Source organism: Streptomyces anulatus (genome assembly GCF_014650675.1).
Lineage (GTDB): Bacteria > Actinomycetota > Actinomycetes > Streptomycetales > Streptomycetaceae > Streptomyces > Streptomyces anulatus.
On record NZ_BMVK01000021.1, the window covers coordinates 60,175 to 78,862 of the forward strand.

General features: G+C 71.7%; 14 protein-coding genes. 12 read left to right on the forward strand and 2 right to left on the reverse strand.

All coding sequences use genetic code 11. The features are described 5' to 3' along the window. The first annotated feature begins 5 nt into the window (after window positions 1-5). The 4 genes from IE272_RS34285 (at window position 6) to IE272_RS34300 (ending at window position 6,736) form a co-directional block, all read left to right on the forward strand. Entirely contained in the window at window positions 6-1,916 is a 1,911-nt protein-coding gene (locus IE272_RS34285) for an IucA/IucC family protein (RefSeq protein ID WP_190009562.1), read from the forward strand. An 81-nt stretch (window positions 1,917-1,997) separates the two neighbouring features. Next, complete coding sequence (locus tag IE272_RS34290; RefSeq protein ID WP_190009564.1) at window positions 1,998-2,759, forward strand: GNAT family N-acetyltransferase; 762 nt, start codon at window positions 1,998-2,000, stop codon at window positions 2,757-2,759. Between the two features lie 60 nt (window positions 2,760-2,819). Continuing rightward, window positions 2,820-4,727, forward strand: a complete 1,908-nt coding sequence (locus tag IE272_RS34295) for an IucA/IucC family protein (protein WP_190009566.1) — start codon at window positions 2,820-2,822, stop codon at window positions 4,725-4,727. Between the two features lie 38 nt (window positions 4,728-4,765). Beyond that, window positions 4,766-6,736 (forward strand): ATP-dependent DNA helicase, encoded by a 1,971-nt coding sequence (locus IE272_RS34300; RefSeq protein ID WP_050360286.1) that lies wholly within the window; start codon window positions 4,766-4,768, stop codon window positions 6,734-6,736. A 140-nt stretch (window positions 6,737-6,876) separates the two neighbouring features. Here IE272_RS34300 and lexA read toward each other — a convergent pair whose 3' ends face one another. After that, on the reverse strand, window positions 6,877-7,674 hold the full coding sequence (lexA, locus tag IE272_RS34305) for a transcriptional repressor LexA (protein WP_010072358.1): 798 nt from the start codon (window positions 7,672-7,674) through the stop codon (window positions 6,877-6,879). Between the two features lie 489 nt (window positions 7,675-8,163). On the opposite strand from lexA, the gene nrdR reads away from it, so the two are divergent. Together nrdR and IE272_RS34315 are read left to right on the forward strand one after the other, a co-directional pair. Then, on the forward strand, window positions 8,164-8,676 hold the full coding sequence (gene nrdR, locus IE272_RS34310; RefSeq protein WP_018962021.1) for a transcriptional regulator NrdR: 513 nt from the start codon (window positions 8,164-8,166) through the stop codon (window positions 8,674-8,676). Between the two features lie 174 nt (window positions 8,677-8,850). Then, window positions 8,851-11,748, forward strand: a complete 2,898-nt coding sequence (locus IE272_RS34315; RefSeq protein ID WP_050360285.1) for a vitamin B12-dependent ribonucleotide reductase — start codon at window positions 8,851-8,853, stop codon at window positions 11,746-11,748. 143 nt (window positions 11,749-11,891) lie between these two features. On the opposite strand, the gene IE272_RS34320 is transcribed toward IE272_RS34315, so the two are convergent. Beyond that, window positions 11,892-12,428, reverse strand: coding sequence for a TerD family protein (locus IE272_RS34320; RefSeq protein ID WP_050360284.1), 537 nt, complete (start codon window positions 12,426-12,428; stop codon window positions 11,892-11,894). A gap of 256 nt (window positions 12,429-12,684) precedes the next feature. Between IE272_RS34320 and IE272_RS34325 the strand changes: the two genes are divergently transcribed. The 6 genes from IE272_RS34325 (at window position 12,685) to IE272_RS34350 (ending at window position 18,588) form a co-directional block, all read left to right on the forward strand. Then, a complete protein-coding gene (locus IE272_RS34325) occupies window positions 12,685-13,290 on the forward strand; it encodes a YdbC family protein (RefSeq protein WP_050360283.1) in 606 nt (201 codons plus the stop codon). Between the two features lie 69 nt (window positions 13,291-13,359). Next, complete coding sequence (locus IE272_RS34330) at window positions 13,360-14,019, forward strand: histidine phosphatase family protein (RefSeq protein ID WP_190009568.1); 660 nt, start codon at window positions 13,360-13,362, stop codon at window positions 14,017-14,019. 12 nt (window positions 14,020-14,031) lie between these two features. Beyond that, a complete protein-coding gene (locus tag IE272_RS34335) occupies window positions 14,032-14,940 on the forward strand; it encodes an ADP-ribosylglycohydrolase family protein (protein WP_073959949.1) in 909 nt (302 codons plus the stop codon). A gap of 227 nt (window positions 14,941-15,167) precedes the next feature. Further along, window positions 15,168-16,973 (forward strand): DUF4153 domain-containing protein, encoded by a 1,806-nt coding sequence (locus IE272_RS34340; protein WP_190009570.1) that lies wholly within the window; start codon window positions 15,168-15,170, stop codon window positions 16,971-16,973. A gap of 188 nt (window positions 16,974-17,161) precedes the next feature. Then, window positions 17,162-17,872 (forward strand): ribonuclease HII, encoded by a 711-nt coding sequence (gene rnhB / locus IE272_RS34345; protein ID WP_056698883.1) that lies wholly within the window; start codon window positions 17,162-17,164, stop codon window positions 17,870-17,872. A gap of 62 nt (window positions 17,873-17,934) precedes the next feature. Continuing rightward, window positions 17,935-18,588: a hypothetical protein gene (locus IE272_RS34350; RefSeq protein WP_050360278.1), complete on the forward strand. Its 654-nt coding sequence runs from the start codon at window positions 17,935-17,937 to the stop codon at window positions 18,586-18,588. Window positions 18,589-18,688: the final 100 nt, after the last annotated feature.

The following is an 18,688-nucleotide window of genomic DNA, read 5'->3' on the forward strand; positions in this document are numbered from 1 at the left end:
ACGCCGTGAACCCCACCCCCGCGTCCGAGGCCGACGGCCACGGCACCCCCCAGCACCGAGGGCAGGACGGACCGGCCGCCCCCGGCACGGTCGAGGCGACGACCGTGCCCCGCCAGAAATCCGTGCACCACGAAGAAGCGAACCCCCCTTCGTACGGGCCGGGTTCAGGGCACGAAGCGGCGACGGACCAGGACCGGAGGCCCGACGCCCTCGACGACCCCGACCCGCTGCGGGCCGCCGACGCGGCGGGCACGGAGAGCCTCCTGCGGTGCTGGACCCGGGAGACCGACCTGCCCCGCCCCGACGGCGACACCCTGCGCATCGCCTTCCCCGCCAGCGGCACCGCCCTGCTCGTCCCCGTGCGCTACTGGTCCGCCACCGGGACCCACCGCTTCGGCGCCCCTGCCCTGGAGAACGCCCCCGCCGGCGCCCCGCCCGCCGACGCCGCCACCGTCGCCGTCCTCATCGGCCGCGAGGGCGGCGAGAGCGGCGCGGGCGATCTGGTCGCCCGGGTCGCCGACTCCGTACGCCACACCGCCGGCTTCATCGACCAGCGGCGGCGCAGCCCGGCGGACCCCGCGGAGGCCGACCTCTTCCTCACCGCCGAACAGTCCCTGCTGCTCGGCCACCCCCTCCACCCCACGCCCAAGAGCCGCGAAGGCCTCTCCGAGTCGGAGTCCCGCCGCTACTCCCCGGAGCTCCACGGGTCCTTCCCGCTCCACTGGTTCGCCGTCGACCGGTCGCTGATCGCCACCGACTCCGCCTGGACCGAGGGCGGTCCGGCCACCGCCGACGAGCTGCTCGCCCCGCACGCCGAAGGGCTGAAGCCGCCCCCCGGCACCGTCGCCGTGCCCGTGCACCCCTGGCAGGCCGCCGATCTGCTCCACCGCCCCCAGGTCCGTGCCCTCGCCGAGACCGGGCTGCTCCACGACCTCGGCCCCCACGGCGAGCACTGGCACCCCACCTCCTCCATCCGCACCGTGCACCGGCCCGGGGCGCGGGTGATGCTCAAGCTCTCCCTCGGCGTACGCATCACCAACTCCCGCCGGGAGAACCTCCGCAAGGAGCTGCACCGGGGCGTCGAGGTCCACCGCCTCCTGTCGACCGGGCTCGCCGAGCGCTGGCAGCGGGAACACCCCGGCTTCGACATCGTCCGGGACCCCGCCTGGCTCGCCGTCGACGACCCCGAGGGCGCACCCGTCACGGGGCTCGACGTGATGCTCCGCCACAACCCCTTCGGCCCGGGCGACGACGCCGCCTGCATCGCCGGACTCACCGCGCAGCGCCCCCGGCCCGGCCGGCCCGGCATGCGCTCCCGGCTCGCCGAGGTCGTCTCCGCCCTCGCCGCCCGCACCGGCCGCGCCGCCACCGACGTGTCCGCCGAATGGTTCCGCCGCTATCTGCACCACGTCGTACGCCCCGTCCTCTGGCTCGACGCCCACGGCGGAGTCGCCCTCGAAGCCCACCAGCAGAACACCCTCGTCCTCCTCGACCCGGACGGCTGGCCCGTAGGCGGCCGCTACCGGGACAACCAGGGCTACTACTTCCGCGACTCCCGCCGCGACGAGCTGGAACAGCGGCTCCCCGGCATCGGCGCCGTCAGCGACACCTTCGTCTCCGACCCGGTCACCGACGAGCGGTTCGCGTACTACCTCGGCATCAACAACGTCCTTGGCCTGATCGGGGCGTTCGGCGCCCAGCGCCTGGCCGACGAGCAGCAACTCCTCACCGTTCTGCGCCGATTCCTCACCGAGACCGCGGAACTGGGCTCGCCCCTGCCCGCGTATCTCCTGGCCCACCGCCAACTGCGCTGCAAGGCCAACCTGCTGACCCGGCTCCACGGCCTCGACGAACTGGTCGGGCCGGTCGACACCCAGTCCGTGTACGTCACCATCGCCAATCCGCTGCACAGCTGAGCACCTGACCGGCAGACTCCGACCGCACCCGCTCCGGAGACGCCCACCGACCGCACCCGGTCCAGAGAGGAGAGCGCCACCGTGCCTCCCGCCGAACCCTCAGCGGAACCCGACGCCGTACCGGCCGACCACGGCACCGCCGACCGGTCCGGCAGCAGCGCGGACGGGAGCACCGGCGTCGAGGACACCCTCGACCTGGAGCTCACCGAGGAGCTCCTCGCCCTGATTGCCGAGGGCCGAAGCGCCGGGGCAGCCCGGGCCGGGGCCCCCGGCGAGCTGCTGGGCGACCCGGGGGCCTGGCCGCCCTCGGCCACGGCGGCGGGAGAGTTCGCCCTTCTCCCCGTTTGGCCCGAGCGCGATCTCGCCGTCGTCAGCCGCTGGATGAACGACCCTGCCGTGGCGGCCTTCTGGGAGCTCGCCGGACCCGAGTCCGTCACCGCCGACCACCTCAGGCCCCAGCTCGAAGGGGACGGCCGCAGCATTCCGTGCCTGGGCGTGCTCGACGGCACGCCCATGAGCTACTGGGAGATCTACCGCGCCGATCTCGACCCCCTGGCCCGCCACTACCCCGCCCGCCCCCACGACACCGGCGTCCATCTCCTCATCGGGGGCGTGAACAACCGGGGCCGGGGCGTGGGCACCACCCTGCTCCGCGCCGTCGCCGACCTCGTCCTGGACAACCTTCCGAGGTGCGGACGGGTCGTAGCCGAGCCGGACCTGCGCAACACCCCATCCGTATCCGCTTTCCTCAGCGCCGGTTTCCGCTTCTCCGCCGAAGTGGATCTCCCCGACAAACGCGCCGCGCTGATGATCCGCGACCGAACGTACCGAGCCCAGCTGTGACTTACTCGCCGCACTTTCCACACCGCTCGAACCTCATAGGTTCCATCCGGAGGAGTCCCCGTGCCGATATATCCCGCGAGCCGTGAATCAGCCGAGTCCCCGCAGCTGTTCAGCCCTCCGGAGCTGAACCGACAGATCTGGGACCGGGCCGCCGTACGGCTCCTCGCCAAGATGCTCGGCGAGTTCGCCTACGAGAAGATCATCGAGCCCGTCCCGGAGCCCGGGACCGGCGGACGCCACCGGCTGACCCTCGACGACGGGGGAGCGCTCGCCTTCACGGCCCGGCGCGGCGTGTACGGCAGCTGGCGCGTCGACCCCGACTCGATCGAGGTCACGGCGGGGCCCCCGGCCGCTCACGCCAACGGCTCATCCGCCGCCGCGAGCGCCGAGCCGCAGCCCAACGGCCCGGCCAGCGGCTCCCGGCCGTTCCGCGACCCGCTGACCTTCCTCACCCGGGCCCGGAGCCTCCTCGGGCTCGACGGCACGACGCTGGGCCACCTCATCCGCGAGCTGACCCGGACCCTGTCCGCCGACGCCCGGCTCGACCACACCGCGCTCACCGCCGAGCAGCTCGCCGCGCTCGACTACGCGGAGCTGGAGGGCCATCAGACCGGCCACCCCTGGCTGGTGGCGAGCAAGGGACGGCTCGGCTTCTCCGCCGCCGACGCCGCCCGCTTCACCCCCGAGACCCGCAGCCCGCTCCGGCTGCCGTGGATCGCGGTCAGCACCCGCATCGCGCAGTACCGGGGCGTGGGCCGCGTCGGCACCCCCGAGCAGCTGTACGCCGGCGAGCTCGACGCGGACGTCCGGGACGCCTTCGCCGAGGTGCTGCGCGCCCGGGGGCACGACCCGCGGGACTACCTCTACCTCCCCGTGCACCCCTGGCAGTGGGACGAGTGGATCGTGCCGCTCTTCGCGCCGGCCATCGCCGACGGCGACATCGTGGCCCTGCACACCGACGGCGACGCCCGCCTCCCGCAGCAGTCCATCCGTACGTTCGCGAACGTGGAGCGCCCCGAGCGGCACACCGTGAAGCTCCCGCTCTCCATCCTCAACACCCTGGTCTGGCGCGGCCTGCCGACCGAGCGGACCCTCGCCGCCCCCGCGGTCACCGCCTGGGTCCAGGGGCTGTGCGAGGACGACCCCTTCCTGCGCGACACCTGCCGGGTCGTCCTCCTCGGCGAGGTCGCCTCCGTCGCCGTGGAGCACCCGCTGTACGACCACCTCCCCGAGGCGCCCTACCAGTACAAGGAGATCCTCGGCGCGATCTGGCGGGAGCCCCTGCCGCCCCGCCTCGCGCCGGGCGAACGCGCCCGCACGCTCGCCTCCCCCCTCCATACGGATCCGGCGGGCCGCGCGTTCACCGCGGAGCTGGTCGAGCGCTCCGGCCTGTCCCCGGACGTCTGGCTGAAGCGGCTCTTCGGTGCCCTGCTGCCGCCCCTGCTGCACTTCCTCTACCGCTACGGGACCGTCTTCTCCCCGCACGGCGAGAACGCCATCGTCGTGTTCGACGAGAACGACGTGCCCGTACGGCTCGCCATCAAGGACTTCGTCGACGACGTCAACGTCAGCGCCCACCCGCTGCCCGAGCACGCAGGCATGCCCGACGAGGTGCGCGCCGTCCTCCTCACCGAGGAGCCGTCCTTCCTCACCCAGTTCATCCACTCCGGCCTCTTCGTGGGCGTCTTCCGCTATCTGTCCCCCCTGTGCGAGGAGCAGCTCGGTGTCTCCGAGGACGTGTTCTGGTCACTCGTCCGGGCGGAGATAGTCCGCCACCACGCCCGCTTTCCGGAGCTGAAGGAGCGGTTCGAGCTCTTCGACATGCTCACCCCCGAGATCGAGCGACTCTGTCTGAACCGCAACCGCCTGCTCGTCGACGGCTACCGGGACCGTGCCAGCCGGCCGCACGCGGCGATCCACGGCACGGTCCCCAACCCGTTGCACCCCTCCGCCCGCGTCCGGGAGTGATCGCCGTTGTCAGTGGTGCGCCGTAGGGTGGTCGGGCTATGACGAAGCCATCCCTCCCCGAGCTCCTGCACGCCGCCGTCACCGCCGTCGGCGGTACGGAAAGGCCCGGCCAGGTCACCATGGCCGAAGCCGTCGCCGAGGCCGTCGACGACCAATCCCACCTGCTCGTCCAGGCCGGCACCGGTACGGGCAAGTCGCTCGGCTATCTGGTGCCGGCCCTGGCGCACGGGGAGCGGGTCGTCGTGGCCACGGCCACCCTCGCCCTCCAGCGACAGCTCGTGGAGCGGGACCTGCCGCGTACGGTCGAGTCCCTGCATCCGCTGCTGCGCCGCCGCCCGCAGTTCGCCATGCTCAAGGGCCGGTCGAACTACCTCTGCCTGCACCGGCTCCATGAAGGGGTTCCGCAGGACGAGGAGGAGGGGCTGTTCGACCAGTTCGAGGCGGCGGCCCCGTCCAGCAAGCTGGGGCAGGACCTGCTGCGGCTGCGGGACTGGTCGGACGAGACGGAGACGGGCGACCGGGACGATCTGACCCCCGGCGTCTCGGACCGCGCCTGGGCGCAGATCTCGGTCTCCTCGCGGGAGTGCCTGGGCGCCACGAAGTGCGCGTACGGCGCGGAGTGCTTCGCGGAGGCGGCCCGCGAGCGCGCGAAGCTCGCGGACGTGGTCGTCACCAACCACGCCCTGCTCGCGATCGACGCCATCGAGGGCGCGCCGGTGCTGCCGTCGCACGAGGTGCTGATCGTCGACGAGGCCCATGAGCTGGTCTCCCGGGTCACCGGCGTCGCCACCGGCGAGCTCACCCCCGCCCAGGTCAACCGCGCGGTCCGCCGGGCGGCGAAGCTGGTCAACGAAAAGGCCGCCGACGCCCTGCAGACCGCGGCCGAGGGCTTCGAACGGGTCATGGAGCTGGCGCTCCCGGGGCGTCTGGAGGAGGTGCCCGAGGACCTCGGGTACGCGCTGATGGCGCTGCGCGACGCGGCACGCACGGTGATCTCCGCCATCGGCGCCACCCGGGACAAGTCGGTCGAGGACGAGAACGCCGTCCGCAAGCAGGCCCTGGCCTCGGTCGAGTCGATCCACGGCGTCGCCGAGCGCATCACCCAGGGCTCCGAGTACGACGTCGTCTGGTACGAGCAGCACGACCGGTTCGGCGCCTCCGTCCGGGTCGCCCCGCTCTCCGTCTCCGGACTGCTGCGCGAGAAGCTCTTCGCCGAGCGGTCCGTGGTGCTGACCTCGGCCACCCTCAAGCTCGGCGGAGACTTCAACGGGGTGGGCGCGTCCCTCGGGCTGGCCCCCGAGGGCACGGCGGGCGAGGACGTCCCGCAGTGGAAGGGGCTGGACGTCGGCTCCCCGTTCGACTACCCGAAGCAGGGCATCCTCTATGTCGCCCGGCATCTGAACACCCCGGGCCGCGAAGGCTCCCGTACGGACATGCTGGACGAGCTCGCCGAGCTGGTGGAGGCGGCCGGCGGCCGCACGCTGGGGCTGTTCTCCTCCATGCGGGGAGCCAAGGCGGCGGCCGAGGAGCTGCGGGGCCGCCTGGACAAGCCGATCCTGCTCCAGGGCGAGGAGACGCTCGGCGAGCTGATCAAGAACTTCGCCGCCGACCCGGAGACCTGCCTGTTCGGCACGCTGTCGCTCTGGCAGGGCGTGGACGTCCCGGGGGCGAGCTGTCAGCTGGTGGTCATGGACCGGATTCCGTTCCCCCGGCCGGACGATCCGCTGATGAGCGCACGGCAGAAGGCGGTCGAGGAGGCGGGCGGCAACGGCTTCATGGCGGTGGCGGCGACGCACGCCGCTCTGCTGATGGCCCAGGGCGCGGGCCGGCTGGTCCGGGCCACGGGCGACAAGGGCGTCGTCGCCGTGCTGGACCCGAGGCTCGCCAACGCACGGTACGGGAGCTATCTGCGCGCCTCGCTGCCGGACTTCTGGTACACCACCGACCCGAACCAGGCGCGCCGCTCCCTGGCCGCCATCGACGCACGGGCCAAGGCGGACGGGGCCTGATCCGCCGGCAGCCCGCCCACCCGCCCGGCTCCGGGCGGGTGGGCAAGGCAAAGCCCCGGGACCGACGTCATGATCGACGTCCTAGGCAGTGACCCCGGGGCAGACAGCCGTGACCGGCGCTCTTCTCGGATCTGACGTCCTCAGACCCGTCGCAGCACCGCCACCACCTTGCCGAGGATGGTCGCCTCGTCGCCGGGGATCGGCTGGTACGCGGCGTTGTGAGGGAGCAGCCATACGTGACCGTCCTCCCGGCGGAAGCGCTTGACCGTCGCCTCGCCGTCGAGCATGGCGGCGACGATGTCGCCGTTCTCCGCGACGGGCTGGCGGCGGACGGTGACCCAGTCGCCGTCACAGATCGCGGCCTCGATCATCGAGTCGCCGACGACCTTCAGGACGAACAGCTCACCGTCGCCGACGAGCTGGCGGGGGAGCGGGAAGACGTCCTCGACGGACTCCTCCGCGAGGATCGGGCCACCGGCGGCGATCCGGCCCACCAGCGGCACATAGGACGCGGCGGGCTTGCCCGTCGTGTCGGTCGGCTGGGTGCTGGGCTGGTCCGAGCCGCGCACCTCGTAGGCGCGGGGCCGGTGCGGGTCCCGGCGGAGGAAGCCCTTGCGCTCCAGCGCCATCAGCTGATGGGCGACGGACGAGGTGCTGGACAGGCCCACCGCCTGACCGATCTCCCGCATGGAGGGCGGGTATCCCCGCCGTTGCACGGAGTCGCGGATGACCTCGATGACCCGCCGTTGCCGGTCCGTGAGCCCCGAGCTGTCCGCCCGGATGCCGGGCGGCCTGCCGGGCATGGAACGTCCCGGGCGTGCGGGCTCGGGCCCGTCCGTGTTCGTGACTGAGTCATTCATGGCATGCACCGGCTCAAGTCGGCTCTGGGAGCGGTGGTCCCGGGCGGTGATGGTGGCGCTGTCTGCGGTGGTGGTCACGTCGGCCCCTCTCGAATGTTCTCCCTAGCTGGACAACGGTAGTAGCTTTCGAAAGGTTGCGCCAAACACACGTTCGAGTGAAAAACGAATAAAGGGGTGCCGCAGTGCTACCGACAGGTGTATGAGCAACAGAATAGAGGCTGCGCGAACGCTCCGCGGAGGCCCGTCGCCGTCCCCGCCCGAGTCTTTCATCCGGACCCGCGCGCCGGTGCCCCGGCGGCTCGGCGGTCCCGCGTTTCCCGTACCCTCTTCTCTGGCCCACGCTCCCCCCGAGCGGCCTCCGAGCGAGGTCCGGTGCGCGACACGCGATGGGGCCGAAAACGCGACTCAACCCTAGATCTAGTGGTTGGATTGCTCCAGTCGCCCAGAAGTTGTGGTCGCGGTTCAATCGCACCGTGGTCATCGCCTATGCTGGGGACTGCTTCCAAGGGCCCGGACAAGGCCCTGAAGAGGCTATTCAGTCGTGCGTGTGAGGGAGGGTTGGGAGCCATGCACTGCCCCTTCTGCAGGCACCCCGACAGCAGGGTCGTCGACAGTCGCACCACCGACGACGGGACGTCGATCCGTCGCCGCCGGCAGTGCCCCGACTGTTCCCGCCGTTTCACCACGGTGGAGACCTGCTCGCTGATGGTGGTCAAGCGCAGCGGCGTGACCGAGCCCTTCAGCCGCACCAAGGTCATCTCCGGCGTCCGCAAGGCCTGCCAGGGGCGACCCGTCACGGAGGACGCCCTCGCCAAGCTCGGCCAGCGGGTCGAGGAGGCGGTGCGCGCCACCGGCAGCGCCGAGCTGACCACCCACGACGTGGGACTGGCCATCCTCGGCCCGCTGCAGGAACTCGACCTCGTCGCGTACCTGCGCTTCGCGTCCGTCTACCGGGCGTTCGATTCCCTGGAAGACTTCGAGGCCGCCATCGTGGAACTGCGTACGCAGCGGCCTTCCGCAGAGGACCGCGGAAGCGGAGAGACCCTTGAGGTCCCCGCGCCCGCCATTGCCGCCGACTGAGCGGTACCCGCCCGGGACGCCCGTGCCCGCAGACGTAACGACTGCGGACCGGCGGCAGGGCGACATGAGATGTGCTTCCGGCTGCCGAGTGCGGCTTCCGGAGCATCGGACACACATTGTGCCTGGGAAGATCTGGGCACTTCAGGGCGTTTTCGCCCACATATGGGAGGCGGCATGACAGAGACGGCGAGCGGCCCGGCACGAGGTTCCCGTACCAAGGGCGCCAAGGCGAGCAAGGGTCTGCGTATCGAGCGCATCCACACCAACCCCGGCGTGCACCCGTACGACGAGGTGGCGTGGGAGCGCCGTGACGTCGTCATGACCAATTGGCGCGACGGCTCGATCAACTTCGAGCAGCGTGGCGTCGAGTTCCCCGACTTCTGGTCGGTGAACGCGGTCAACATCGTCACCAGCAAGTACTTCCGCGGGGCCGTCGGCACGCCGCAGCGCGAGACCGGCCTCAAGCAGCTGATCGACCGCATCGTGAAGACGTACCGGAAGGCCGGCGAGGACAACAGCTACTTCGCCTCTCCCGCGGACGCGGAGATCTTCGAGCACGAGCTGGCGTACGCCCTCCTGCACCAGGTCTTCAGCTTCAACTCCCCGGTCTGGTTCAACGTCGGCACGCCCCAGCCGCAGCAGGTCTCCGCCTGCTTCATCCTGGCCGTCGACGACTCCATGGAGTCGATCCTCGACTGGTACAAGGAAGAGGGCATGATCTTCAAGGGCGGCTCCGGAGCCGGCCTGAACCTCTCCCGTATCCGCTCCTCCAAGGAGCTCCTCTCCTCCGGCGGCAACGCCTCGGGACCGGTCTCGTTCATGCGCGGCGCCGACGCGTCCGCCGGAACGATCAAGTCGGGCGGCGCCACCCGCCGCGCGGCCAAGATGGTCATCCTCGACGTCGACCACCCCGACATCGAGAACTTCATCGAGACCAAGGTCAAGGAGGAGGAGAAGATCCGCGCCCTGCGCGACGCGGGCTTCGACATGGACCTGGGCGGCGACGACATCACGTCCGTCCAGTACCAGAACGCCAACAACTCGGTCCGGGTGAACGACGAGTTCATGAAGGCCGTCGAGGCGGGCGGCAAGTTCGGGCTGCGCGCCCGGATGACCGGCGAGGTCATCGAAGAGGTCGAGGCCAAGTCCCTCTTCCGCAAGATGGCCGAGGCCGCCTGGGCGTGCGCCGACCCGGGTATCCAGTACGACGACACGATCAACGCCTGGCACACCTGCCCGGAGTCCGGCCGGATCAACGGCTCGAACCCGTGCAGCGAGTACATGCACCTGGACAACACCTCGTGCAACCTCGCCTCGCTGAACCTGATGAAGTTCCTCAAGGACGACGGCCTGGGCAACCAGTCCTTCGAGTCCGAGCGCTTCGCCAAGGTCGTCGAGCTCGTCATCACCGCGATGGACATCTCGATCTGCTTCGCGGACTTCCCCACGCAGAAGATCGGCGAGAACACCCGCGCCTACCGTCAGCTGGGCATCGGTTACGCCAACCTCGGCGCCCTCCTGATGGCGACCGGTCACGCGTACGACAGCGACGGCGGCCGTGCGCTGGCCGGAGCCATCACCTCGCTGATGACCGGCACCTCCTACCGCCGCTCCGCCGAACTGGCCGCGGTCGTCGGCCCGTACGACGGCTACGCCCGTAACGCCGAGCCGCACCAGCGCGTCATGAAGCAGCACTCCGACGCCAACGCCAAGGCCGTCCATGTCGACGACCTCGACTCGCCGGTCTGGGCCGCCGCGACGGAGGCCTGGCAGGACGTGATCCGGCTCGGAGCGAAGAACGGCTTCCGCAACGCGCAGGCCTCGGTCATCGCGCCCACCGGCACCATCGGTCTCGCGATGTCCTGCGACACCACCGGTCTGGAGCCCGACCTCGCCCTGGTCAAGTTCAAGAAGCTGGTCGGCGGCGGCTCGATGCAGATCGTCAACGGCACGGTGCCGCAGGCGCTGCGCCGTCTCGGCTACCAGCCCGAGCAGATCGAGGCGATCGTCGCCCACATCGCCGAGAACGGCAACGTGGTCGACGCCCCCGCCCTGAAGACCGAGCACTACGAGGTCTTCGACTGCGCGATGGGCGAGCGCTCCATCTCCGCGATGGGTCACGTCCGGATGATGGCGGCCATCCAGCCGTGGATCTCCGGCGCGCTCTCCAAGACGGTGAACCTCCCCGAGACGGCCACCGTCGAGGACGTCGAAGAGGTCTACTTCGAGGCGTGGAAGATGGGCGTCAAGGCGCTCGCGATCTACCGCGACAACTGCAAGGTCGGCCAGCCCCTCTCCGCCAAGACCAAGGACAAGGAGAAGGAAGCGGTCACCGCGAAGGCCGAGGAGACCATCCGCACGGCGGTCGAGAAGGTCGTCGAGTACCGCCCGGTCCGCAAGCGTCTCCCCAAGGGCCGTCCCGGCATCACCACCTCCTTCACGGTGGGCGGCGCCGAGGGCTACATGACCGCCAACTCCTACCCGGACGACGGTCTCGGCGAGGTCTTCCTGAAGATGTCCAAGCAGGGTTCGACCCTCGCGGGCATGATGGACGCCTTCTCCATCGCCGTCTCCGTCGGTCTGCAGTACGGCGTCCCGCTGGAGACGTACGTCTCGAAGTTCACCAACATGCGCTTCGAGCCGGCCGGGATGACGGACGACCCGGACGTGCGGATGGCGCAGTCGATCGTCGACTACATCTTCCGTCGCCTGGCGCTCGACTTCCTGCCCTTCGAGACCCGCTCGGCCCTCGGCATCCACTCCGCCGAGGAGCGTCAGCGTCACCTGGACACCGGCAGCTACGAGCCGTCGTTCGAGGCCGACGGCCTGGACGCGGACAGCCTGGCCCAGTCGGCCCCGGTCCGCGCCGAGCCCCTGAAGGTGGTGGCGGCTCCCGAGGAGCCCGCCGCGAAGCCCGCACCGAAGACGGCGCACACCTCGGCCGAACTGGTCGAGATGCAGCTCGGCATCAGCGCCGACGCCCCGCTCTGCTTCTCCTGCGGTACGAAGATGCAGCGCGCCGGCTCCTGCTACATCTGCGAGGGCTGCGGCTCGACGAGCGGTTGCAGCTGACCGGACGGGGAACCGCGCCGACGCGCGGCTGACCCGCGGTTCACGAAGGGGACCGGCCACCGGCCGGTCCCCTTCGGCATGTCCCCGGCCGCTTTTCGGCAGGTCACCGACGCCCACGCCGGGTTGGCCGGAACTGGCCGACGTCACCCTTCGGCGGCCCGGCTTCCCATCACCGCGGCGAACGTGTCGGGGTCGCCGTCGAAGCCGCGTACGGCCGAGCGGAACCCCCAGAGACCCGAGCCGTCCCGGGTGAACTCCCCGACGACCGCAGCGGTCGCCCACGCCACGTCGGAGAAGTCGCTCTCGGTCAGGCTCGTGTAGCCCTCGCGGATCTCCATCGCCGTGTTCCCTATGTCGCCGAAGGTCTTGTGACCGTCGCGCTGCTGGATGGCGACACCGACCACCACCCGCCCGTACGCGTCCGCCAGCCGGTTCAGCTCGATGGTCATGACCTCGTCGAAGCCGAACCCCTGGCCGTTCCGGCTGTCCCGGTTCAGCGTGATGGTGCCGTCCGGCGAGCGGCTGTCGAAGTGCACCAGATAGGCGGGGGCGCCGTGCGGCTCGTCGGCCGGGTAGGTCGCGGCGATGATGTCGAGGTCGTTGGCCGCCGCCCCGTGCGGGCTGGGGTCCCATTTGACCCGCACCTCGACTTTTTCGATGTCCTTGTTCGGAGTGCTCAAGGGACTTCCCTCCCGGCCGACGGCCCACGGACCGTATCCACCACCTGATACACGATTCACCCGATCATGTACGGAACCGGCGGCGGAACCAACTGCTCCGGCCACGGGCGTCGGATTCGGGCCACCCTCCGGCCCCGGCACGGCTGTTGGAGCCTCCTCACAGGCCCCCGCGACACGGGGGCGGGCGGAACGACCGGCCGGGACGGGCTCGCCCGGACCGTGACGCGTGCCACGTTCCGCGCCGTACGATGGCGCGGTGCTGGTGAAGTGGATTCGCTGCTCCGTGGTGGACCGTCATGGTTTCGAACGGGGACAGCGGAAGTGGGCGGGGCTGCTCGGCGAGCCGGGGTTCAGAGGACAGGGCGGCGGGTGGAGCCGAACGCGCCCCGACGTCGCCCATGTGTTCGCGTTCTGGGAGAACCGCGTCTTCTACGACTCCTTCATGGCGCGCGGGCACGATCGGCTGGCGGCCGGGCAGTCGGGCATGTTCCGCGACATGCAGGTCACGCTCTTCGAGCGCCGCTTCGACGTGAAGACGGGATTCGAGCCCCACTTCGCGGAGGCGGACGTCGTCAGGGTCGCGCACAGCCGGGTCCACGAGGAGCGCGCCGAGCACTTCGTGCTGATGCAGCAGCAGGTGTGGAACCCCGCCGTGGCCGGGTCGCCCGGCATGCTGCGCGGCGTGTTCGGCGAGGCTCCCGGCAACGAGTTCCTGGCGCTGTCCCTGTGGAGGTCGAGCGCCGAGCGCGGCAAGTACCGCGCGGCGGGGGCCGAGCGGCTGGCGGCCCGCGCGCAGACCGAGACGGACGTGATCGCCCTGACGGGAGACGTCGTGGAGCTGGAGCCCTCCTGGACGGTGTGACCCGGGTCCGCGCCCCTGGTGCGCGGCCCCGACCACTCGTGCTGGCCCGACCCGATCTATGGTCGGGGCATGGCACGACCGCAGCGCATTGTCCTCGTCCGGCACGGCGAGTCCGAGGGCAACGCCGACGACACGGTGTACGAGCGGGAGCCCGATCACGCGCTCCGGCTCACCGACACGGGTCTGCGGCAGGCCCGGGAGACCGGGGAGGGGCTGCGCGAGCTGTTCGGCGAGGAGCGGGTGAGCGTCTACATCTCGCCGTACCGCCGCACCCATGAGACGTTCCGGGCCTTTGGTCTCGACCCGGCACGCGTCCGCGTCCGCGAGGAGCCCCGGCTGCGCGAGCAGGACTGGGGCAACTGGCAGGAGCGGGACGACGTACGGCTGCAGAAGGCTTACCGGGACGCCTACGGGCACTTCTTCTACCGCTTCGCCCAGGGAGAGTCCGGCGCCGACGTCTACGACCGGGTCGGGGCGTTCCTGGAGAGCCTGCACCGGAGCTTCGAGGAGCCGGACCACCCGGAGAACGTCCTGCTGGTCACCCACGGACTGACGATGCGACTGTTCTGCATGCGCTGGTTCCACTGGTCGGTCGCGGAGTTCGAGTCGCTGTCCAACCCGGGCAACGGCGAGACACGGACCCTGCTGCTGGGCGAGAACGGCCGCTACACCCTCGACCGGCCCTTTCAGAGCTGGCGGACCCCTGAGCCGTACGGCCGCACCGGATAGAGTGGCAGGGCGATGACCGCTGATTCTGCTTCCGAGCGGCGCTTCGAACGCGCCCTGGCCAGCCTGCGTGGGCTGTCCGTGGGAGACGCCCTGGGCTCCCAGTTCTTCGTCCCCGTCAACTACCCCCTGCTGAAACAGCGGGCCCTGCCGCCCGGGCCCTGGCAGTGGACCGACGACACCGAGATGGCCTGCTCGGTCCTCGCCGTGCTCTCCGCGCACGGCCGTATCGACCAGGACGCGCTCGCCCGCTCCTTCGCCGAGCACCACGACTTCGACCGGGGCTACGGCCCCGCCGTCAACCGGCTCCTCAGGCTCGTACGGGAGGGCGGCGACTGGCGGGAGCTGTCCTCGGCGCTGTTCCAGGGCCAGGGCTCCTGGGGCAACGGTTCGGCGATGCGCATCGCCCCGCTCGGCGCCTGGTACGCGGACGACCCGGAGCAGGCCACGCACCAGGCGGAGATCTCCTCGTACACCACGCATCAGCACCGCGAGGCCGTCGTCGGCGCCATGGCCGTGGCCGCCGCCGCGTCGCTCGCCGCCGCCCCCGGCGGGCCGCCGAGCCCCGAGGACCTCCTCGACGGCGTCATCGCGCTCGTGCCCCGCAGCGCCGTCGGCGCGGGGCTGCGCCGCGCCCGCGACATGCTGGACTACCGGGACGCCGGGACGGTCGCCGCGGTCCTCGGCAACGGCCGCCGGACCAGCGCCCACGACACCGTGCCGTTCGCGCTCTGGTCGGCCGCCAGGAGCCTCGGGGACTACGAGCAGGCGTTCTGGGTCACCGCCCAGGCGGGCGGCGACGTCGACACGACCTGCGCCATCGTCGGCGGTGTCGTCGCGTCGGGCGAGGCCGGAGCGCCGCCGGCCGGCTGGCTGGCACAGACGGAGGAACCGCCGGCGTGGCTGACCCCGCTCCTGCGCTGATCCGGCCCCGTTCCGTCCCGCTGCTCCGCTGACGGCCCCCGATCCGGGGCCCCGGTCGTCTGTCACGGTCCTGCCACAGGATCACTCCGCGTGTCTGCGAACGCGAGTTCGGCATTAATCTTTCGGCCACGCCGCCCCTAGTTGATCTTGAGGGCGTGCGCCGAATGAGACGCCGGGACAGGCGTACGGCCCAGGGCCGCGCGTGGACCCGGTGGGGGAGGGGTCCCATGTCCGATCAGCCGTCCGAGGCGTCCAGACCGCCGGAGAGACCAGGGGGAGCCGACACGCCCCGGCCACCGGAACCACCCGCGGCCGCCGAGGCCGCCGGCACACCGGCGGCCAGCGAACCGGGGCCGTCCGAGGCGCGGACCGTCGGTGCGACGCCGGCCGATACCGCGCGGCCGTCCCCGGCGCAGGCATCCGACGGCCGGCGCCAACGGGCCCAGGCCGCTCAACAGGCCGGGCAGCCGGGCAGCCCCTGGCAGCACGGCGCCGGGGCGCCCGCCGCCAAGGACGACGGCATGACGGCCCGGCTCCGGCCACCCCCACCACCCCTGATCCGCCCCGCCGTGCTCGGGTCGGTCCTGGCCACCGCCCTCCTGAGCGCGCTCTTCCTGAGCGACGGGCTCGGGGTGAACCTCCTGATCGTGGCCGTGCCCGCCTCGCTGGCCGCGTTCTTCGCCGCGCAGGCGGCGGGCCGCCGGCTGCGGCCCTGGACCGCGACCTGGGCGGTGGGCGGGCTCGCGCTGCTCGCGGTGCCCGCGCTCCGGGACGCGGGCTGGCCCACCTTCCTCGCCGTGGTGTCCGCCTTCGCGCTCGGCTCGCTCGCGCTGCACGGCAGCCGCAGCTGGCCGGGCGTGCTGATCGGCTCGCTGGGGCTGTTCGACTCGGTCGTCCCCGGCATCATCTGGGGCGTGCGGGGGATACGCGCACGGGCCGGCGGTTCCCGGGCGAACTGGGGCGCCACCCTGCGCACCACGGCGGTGGCCCTCGTACTGCTGGTGGTGTTCGGAACCCTCTTCGCCAGCGCGGACGCCGCGTTCGCCGAACTGCTGAGCAGCCTCATGCCCGAAGCCTCGGTCGGGGCGGGACCGTGGCGGACCCTCCTGTTCGCCCTCGGGCTGGCCGGCGCGCTCGCCGCCGCGCACGCCGCGGCGGCCCCGGTGCGTTGGGACGGGCTCACCGTACGGCCGGGCAAGCCCCGGGGACGGGCCGAATGGGCCCTTCCGCTGATCGTCCTCAACCTGCTCTTCGCCGCGTTCATCACCCTCCAGCTCGTCGTGCTCTTCGGCGGGTACGACAAGGTGCGGGACGTGACCGGGCTCAGCCACGCCGAGTACGCCCGCCAGGGCTTCTGGCAGCTGCTGTGGGCCACGCTGCTCACCCTTCTCGTGATCGCCCTGGCCCTGCGCTGGGCGCCGCGCGGCGGCACCGGGGACCGCACCCTGGTGCGGTCGGTCCTGGGCCCCCTCTGCGTCCTCACCCTCGTGGTGGTCGCCTCCGCGCTGCGCCGCATGGACCTGTACGTCGACGAGTACGGCCTGACGAGGCTCCGGATATCCGTGGCCGCGATGGAGCTCTGGCTCGGGGTGGTGCTGATCCTGATCCTGGCGGCCGGGGTCTTCGGGGCCCGGTTCCTGCCCCGGGCCGTCGCGGTGAGCGCGGCGGCCGGTGTCCTGGCCTTCGGGCTGATCTCACCGGACGGGCTGATCGCGGAGCAGAACGTCCAGCGCTTCGAGGACGGCCGGTCGACCTCCATCGACATCGACTACGTCAAGGACCTGTCCGCCGACGCCGTACCGGCCCTGGACCGACTGCCCGAACCGGAACGCTCCTGTGCGCTGCGGTTCATCCAGAACGACGTCCTCCACGACGACACCCCCTGGTACGCGACCAGCTGGGGAGAGGCGCGGGCGAAGGAGATCCTGGAGAAGCGCCCGGTGAAGGGCGACGGGAGCGACTGCTACCGCGTGGGCAGGGAAGGGACCGGGGACGGATACGAGCCGGACGACGACGGCTACGACCCGTACTGAGGCGTCGGACTCCCCGACCCGACCGAGACCGGCCGGCCCTGAGGTTTCTCCGACCCGACGGGCCCTCCGAGCCCGGGCGTTCAGGCGGCCCGTGCGTACTGCGAACGCTCCTCCGGCGGCTGAATCGCAGTACGCACGGCGCCCCGGGGTGTTGCTGCCGTGGCTCTCGGCGTACGCTGGCTGGCGCCATGCCGTACGAACCACCCACGCACACCGTCGAGCGCTCGCTCCGTGCTACCACCGGTGCCAGGACCGTCGCCGGTGTCGATGAGGTCGGACGCGGTGCGTGGGCCGGACCCGTCACCGTGTGTGCGGCGGTCACCGGTCTGCGCCGACCGCCCGAAGGCCTCACCGATTCCAAGCTGTTGACCCCCCGGCGGCGCGCCGAGCTCGCTCCCGTGCTGCGGAGCTGGGTCACCGCCTACGCACTGGGCGACGCCTCGCCGCAGGAGATCGACGACCTCGGAATGACCGCCGCCCTCCGGCTCGCCGCCGTGCGCGCCCTGGAGGGGCTGCCGGTGCGGCCCGACGCGGTGATACTCGACGGCAAGCACGACTATCTGGGCGCTCCCTGGAAGGTCCGCACCGTGATCAAGGGCGATCAGTCCTGTATCGCGGTGGCCGCGGCCTCGGTGATCGCCAAGGTGCACCGTGACCGGATGATGGCCGAGCTGGGCGCCGCGTCCGAGGAATGCACCGACTTCGCCTTCGGTGCCAACGCGGGGTATCCCTCGCCCGTGCACCGGGCCGCGCTGGAGGAGCGGGGGCCCACGGCCCACCACCGCCTCTCCTGGGCGTATCTGGACGCGCTGCCCCGGTGGCAGCACCTGAAGAAGGTCCGATTCTCCGCCGAGGCGGCCGCACTCGAAAGCGGGGGCCAGCTCGGCTTCGAATTCTGATCGCGCACACGCGCCCCTCTTACCGACGCCGACGACATCGGCGTTCGCCACAGACCACCTTCATGCCTCTGATCTCCGAGGAGCCTCAGATTCCCGAGAGCGCCCAGGGTCCCCGCGTCACTCCGGCCGCCGGCCGCACCGCGCCGACCCCCCGTCCCGTACCCGGTCCGCGTTCCGCGGCCACTCCGCGTCCCGGCCGTCCGGGTCCCGGCCCCGCGCGCCCCGCGCCCCCGGCGCAGCGCGCCCACCCCGCCCCCGTGGCACCCGCCGCTCCGGCACCGGCCCCTGCGGCCCCCGCCCGTCCGGAACCGGCGGAGAATCGTTCCGCGCCGCAGATCCAGCTGATCCCGGCCCCGGCGGCCGGCGCGCTCGACGCGGCCGAGGAAGCGGTCGACCTGCTGCTGGAATCCGGTCGTGCACCGGGCGACATCCTGGTGCTCACCACCGGTGAGCAGCACCCGTGGGCCGCCCACGAGCTGTCGTTCGGCGAAGCCGCCTACTGGGCCCAGCACGACGCGGGCGACGACGTCTTCTTCGCCGACGTCTCCGCGGCGGACCGCGCCCGGTCCCGGCCCGTGGTCGTCGTCGCCGTCAACGGCGACACGGACCGCACCGTGGCTCGTACGCTGCCCGCCGCACGTGACCGGGCCGCCGCGCTGCTGATCGTCTGCGGAGACCCGCAGACGATCAACTCCGCACTCGGCGCCGGGGTCTGAACACACCCCGCAGGTGCTCCCGGCCGCCCGCACGGACGGCCGGGAGCACCACCGCAGGTATCCCGGGCACGACCGCCAACGCGACCGCCAACGCGACCGG

Excerpts from the sequence above, each read along its gene's own strand:
- IE272_RS34350 (WP_050360278.1), top strand. The coding sequence starts at position 17,935 with ATGCCTCTGATCTCCGAGGAGCCTCAGATTCCCGAGAGCGCCCAGGGT.
- IE272_RS34300 (WP_050360286.1), top strand. The coding sequence starts at position 4,766 with ATGACGAAGCCATCCCTCCCCGAGCTCCTGCACGCCGCCGTCACCGCC.
- IE272_RS34315 (WP_050360285.1), top strand. The coding sequence starts at position 8,851 with ATGACAGAGACGGCGAGCGGCCCGGCACGAGGTTCCCGTACCAAGGGC.
- IE272_RS34330 (WP_190009568.1), top strand. The coding sequence starts at position 13,360 with ATGGCACGACCGCAGCGCATTGTCCTCGTCCGGCACGGCGAGTCCGAG.
- IE272_RS34340 (WP_190009570.1), top strand. The coding sequence starts at position 15,168 with ATGTCCGATCAGCCGTCCGAGGCGTCCAGACCGCCGGAGAGACCAGGG.
- rnhB (WP_056698883.1), top strand. The coding sequence starts at position 17,162 with ATGCCGTACGAACCACCCACGCACACCGTCGAGCGCTCGCTCCGTGCT.
- IE272_RS34335 (WP_073959949.1), top strand. The coding sequence starts at position 14,032 with ATGACCGCTGATTCTGCTTCCGAGCGGCGCTTCGAACGCGCCCTGGCC.
- nrdR (WP_018962021.1), top strand. The coding sequence starts at position 8,164 with ATGCACTGCCCCTTCTGCAGGCACCCCGACAGCAGGGTCGTCGACAGT.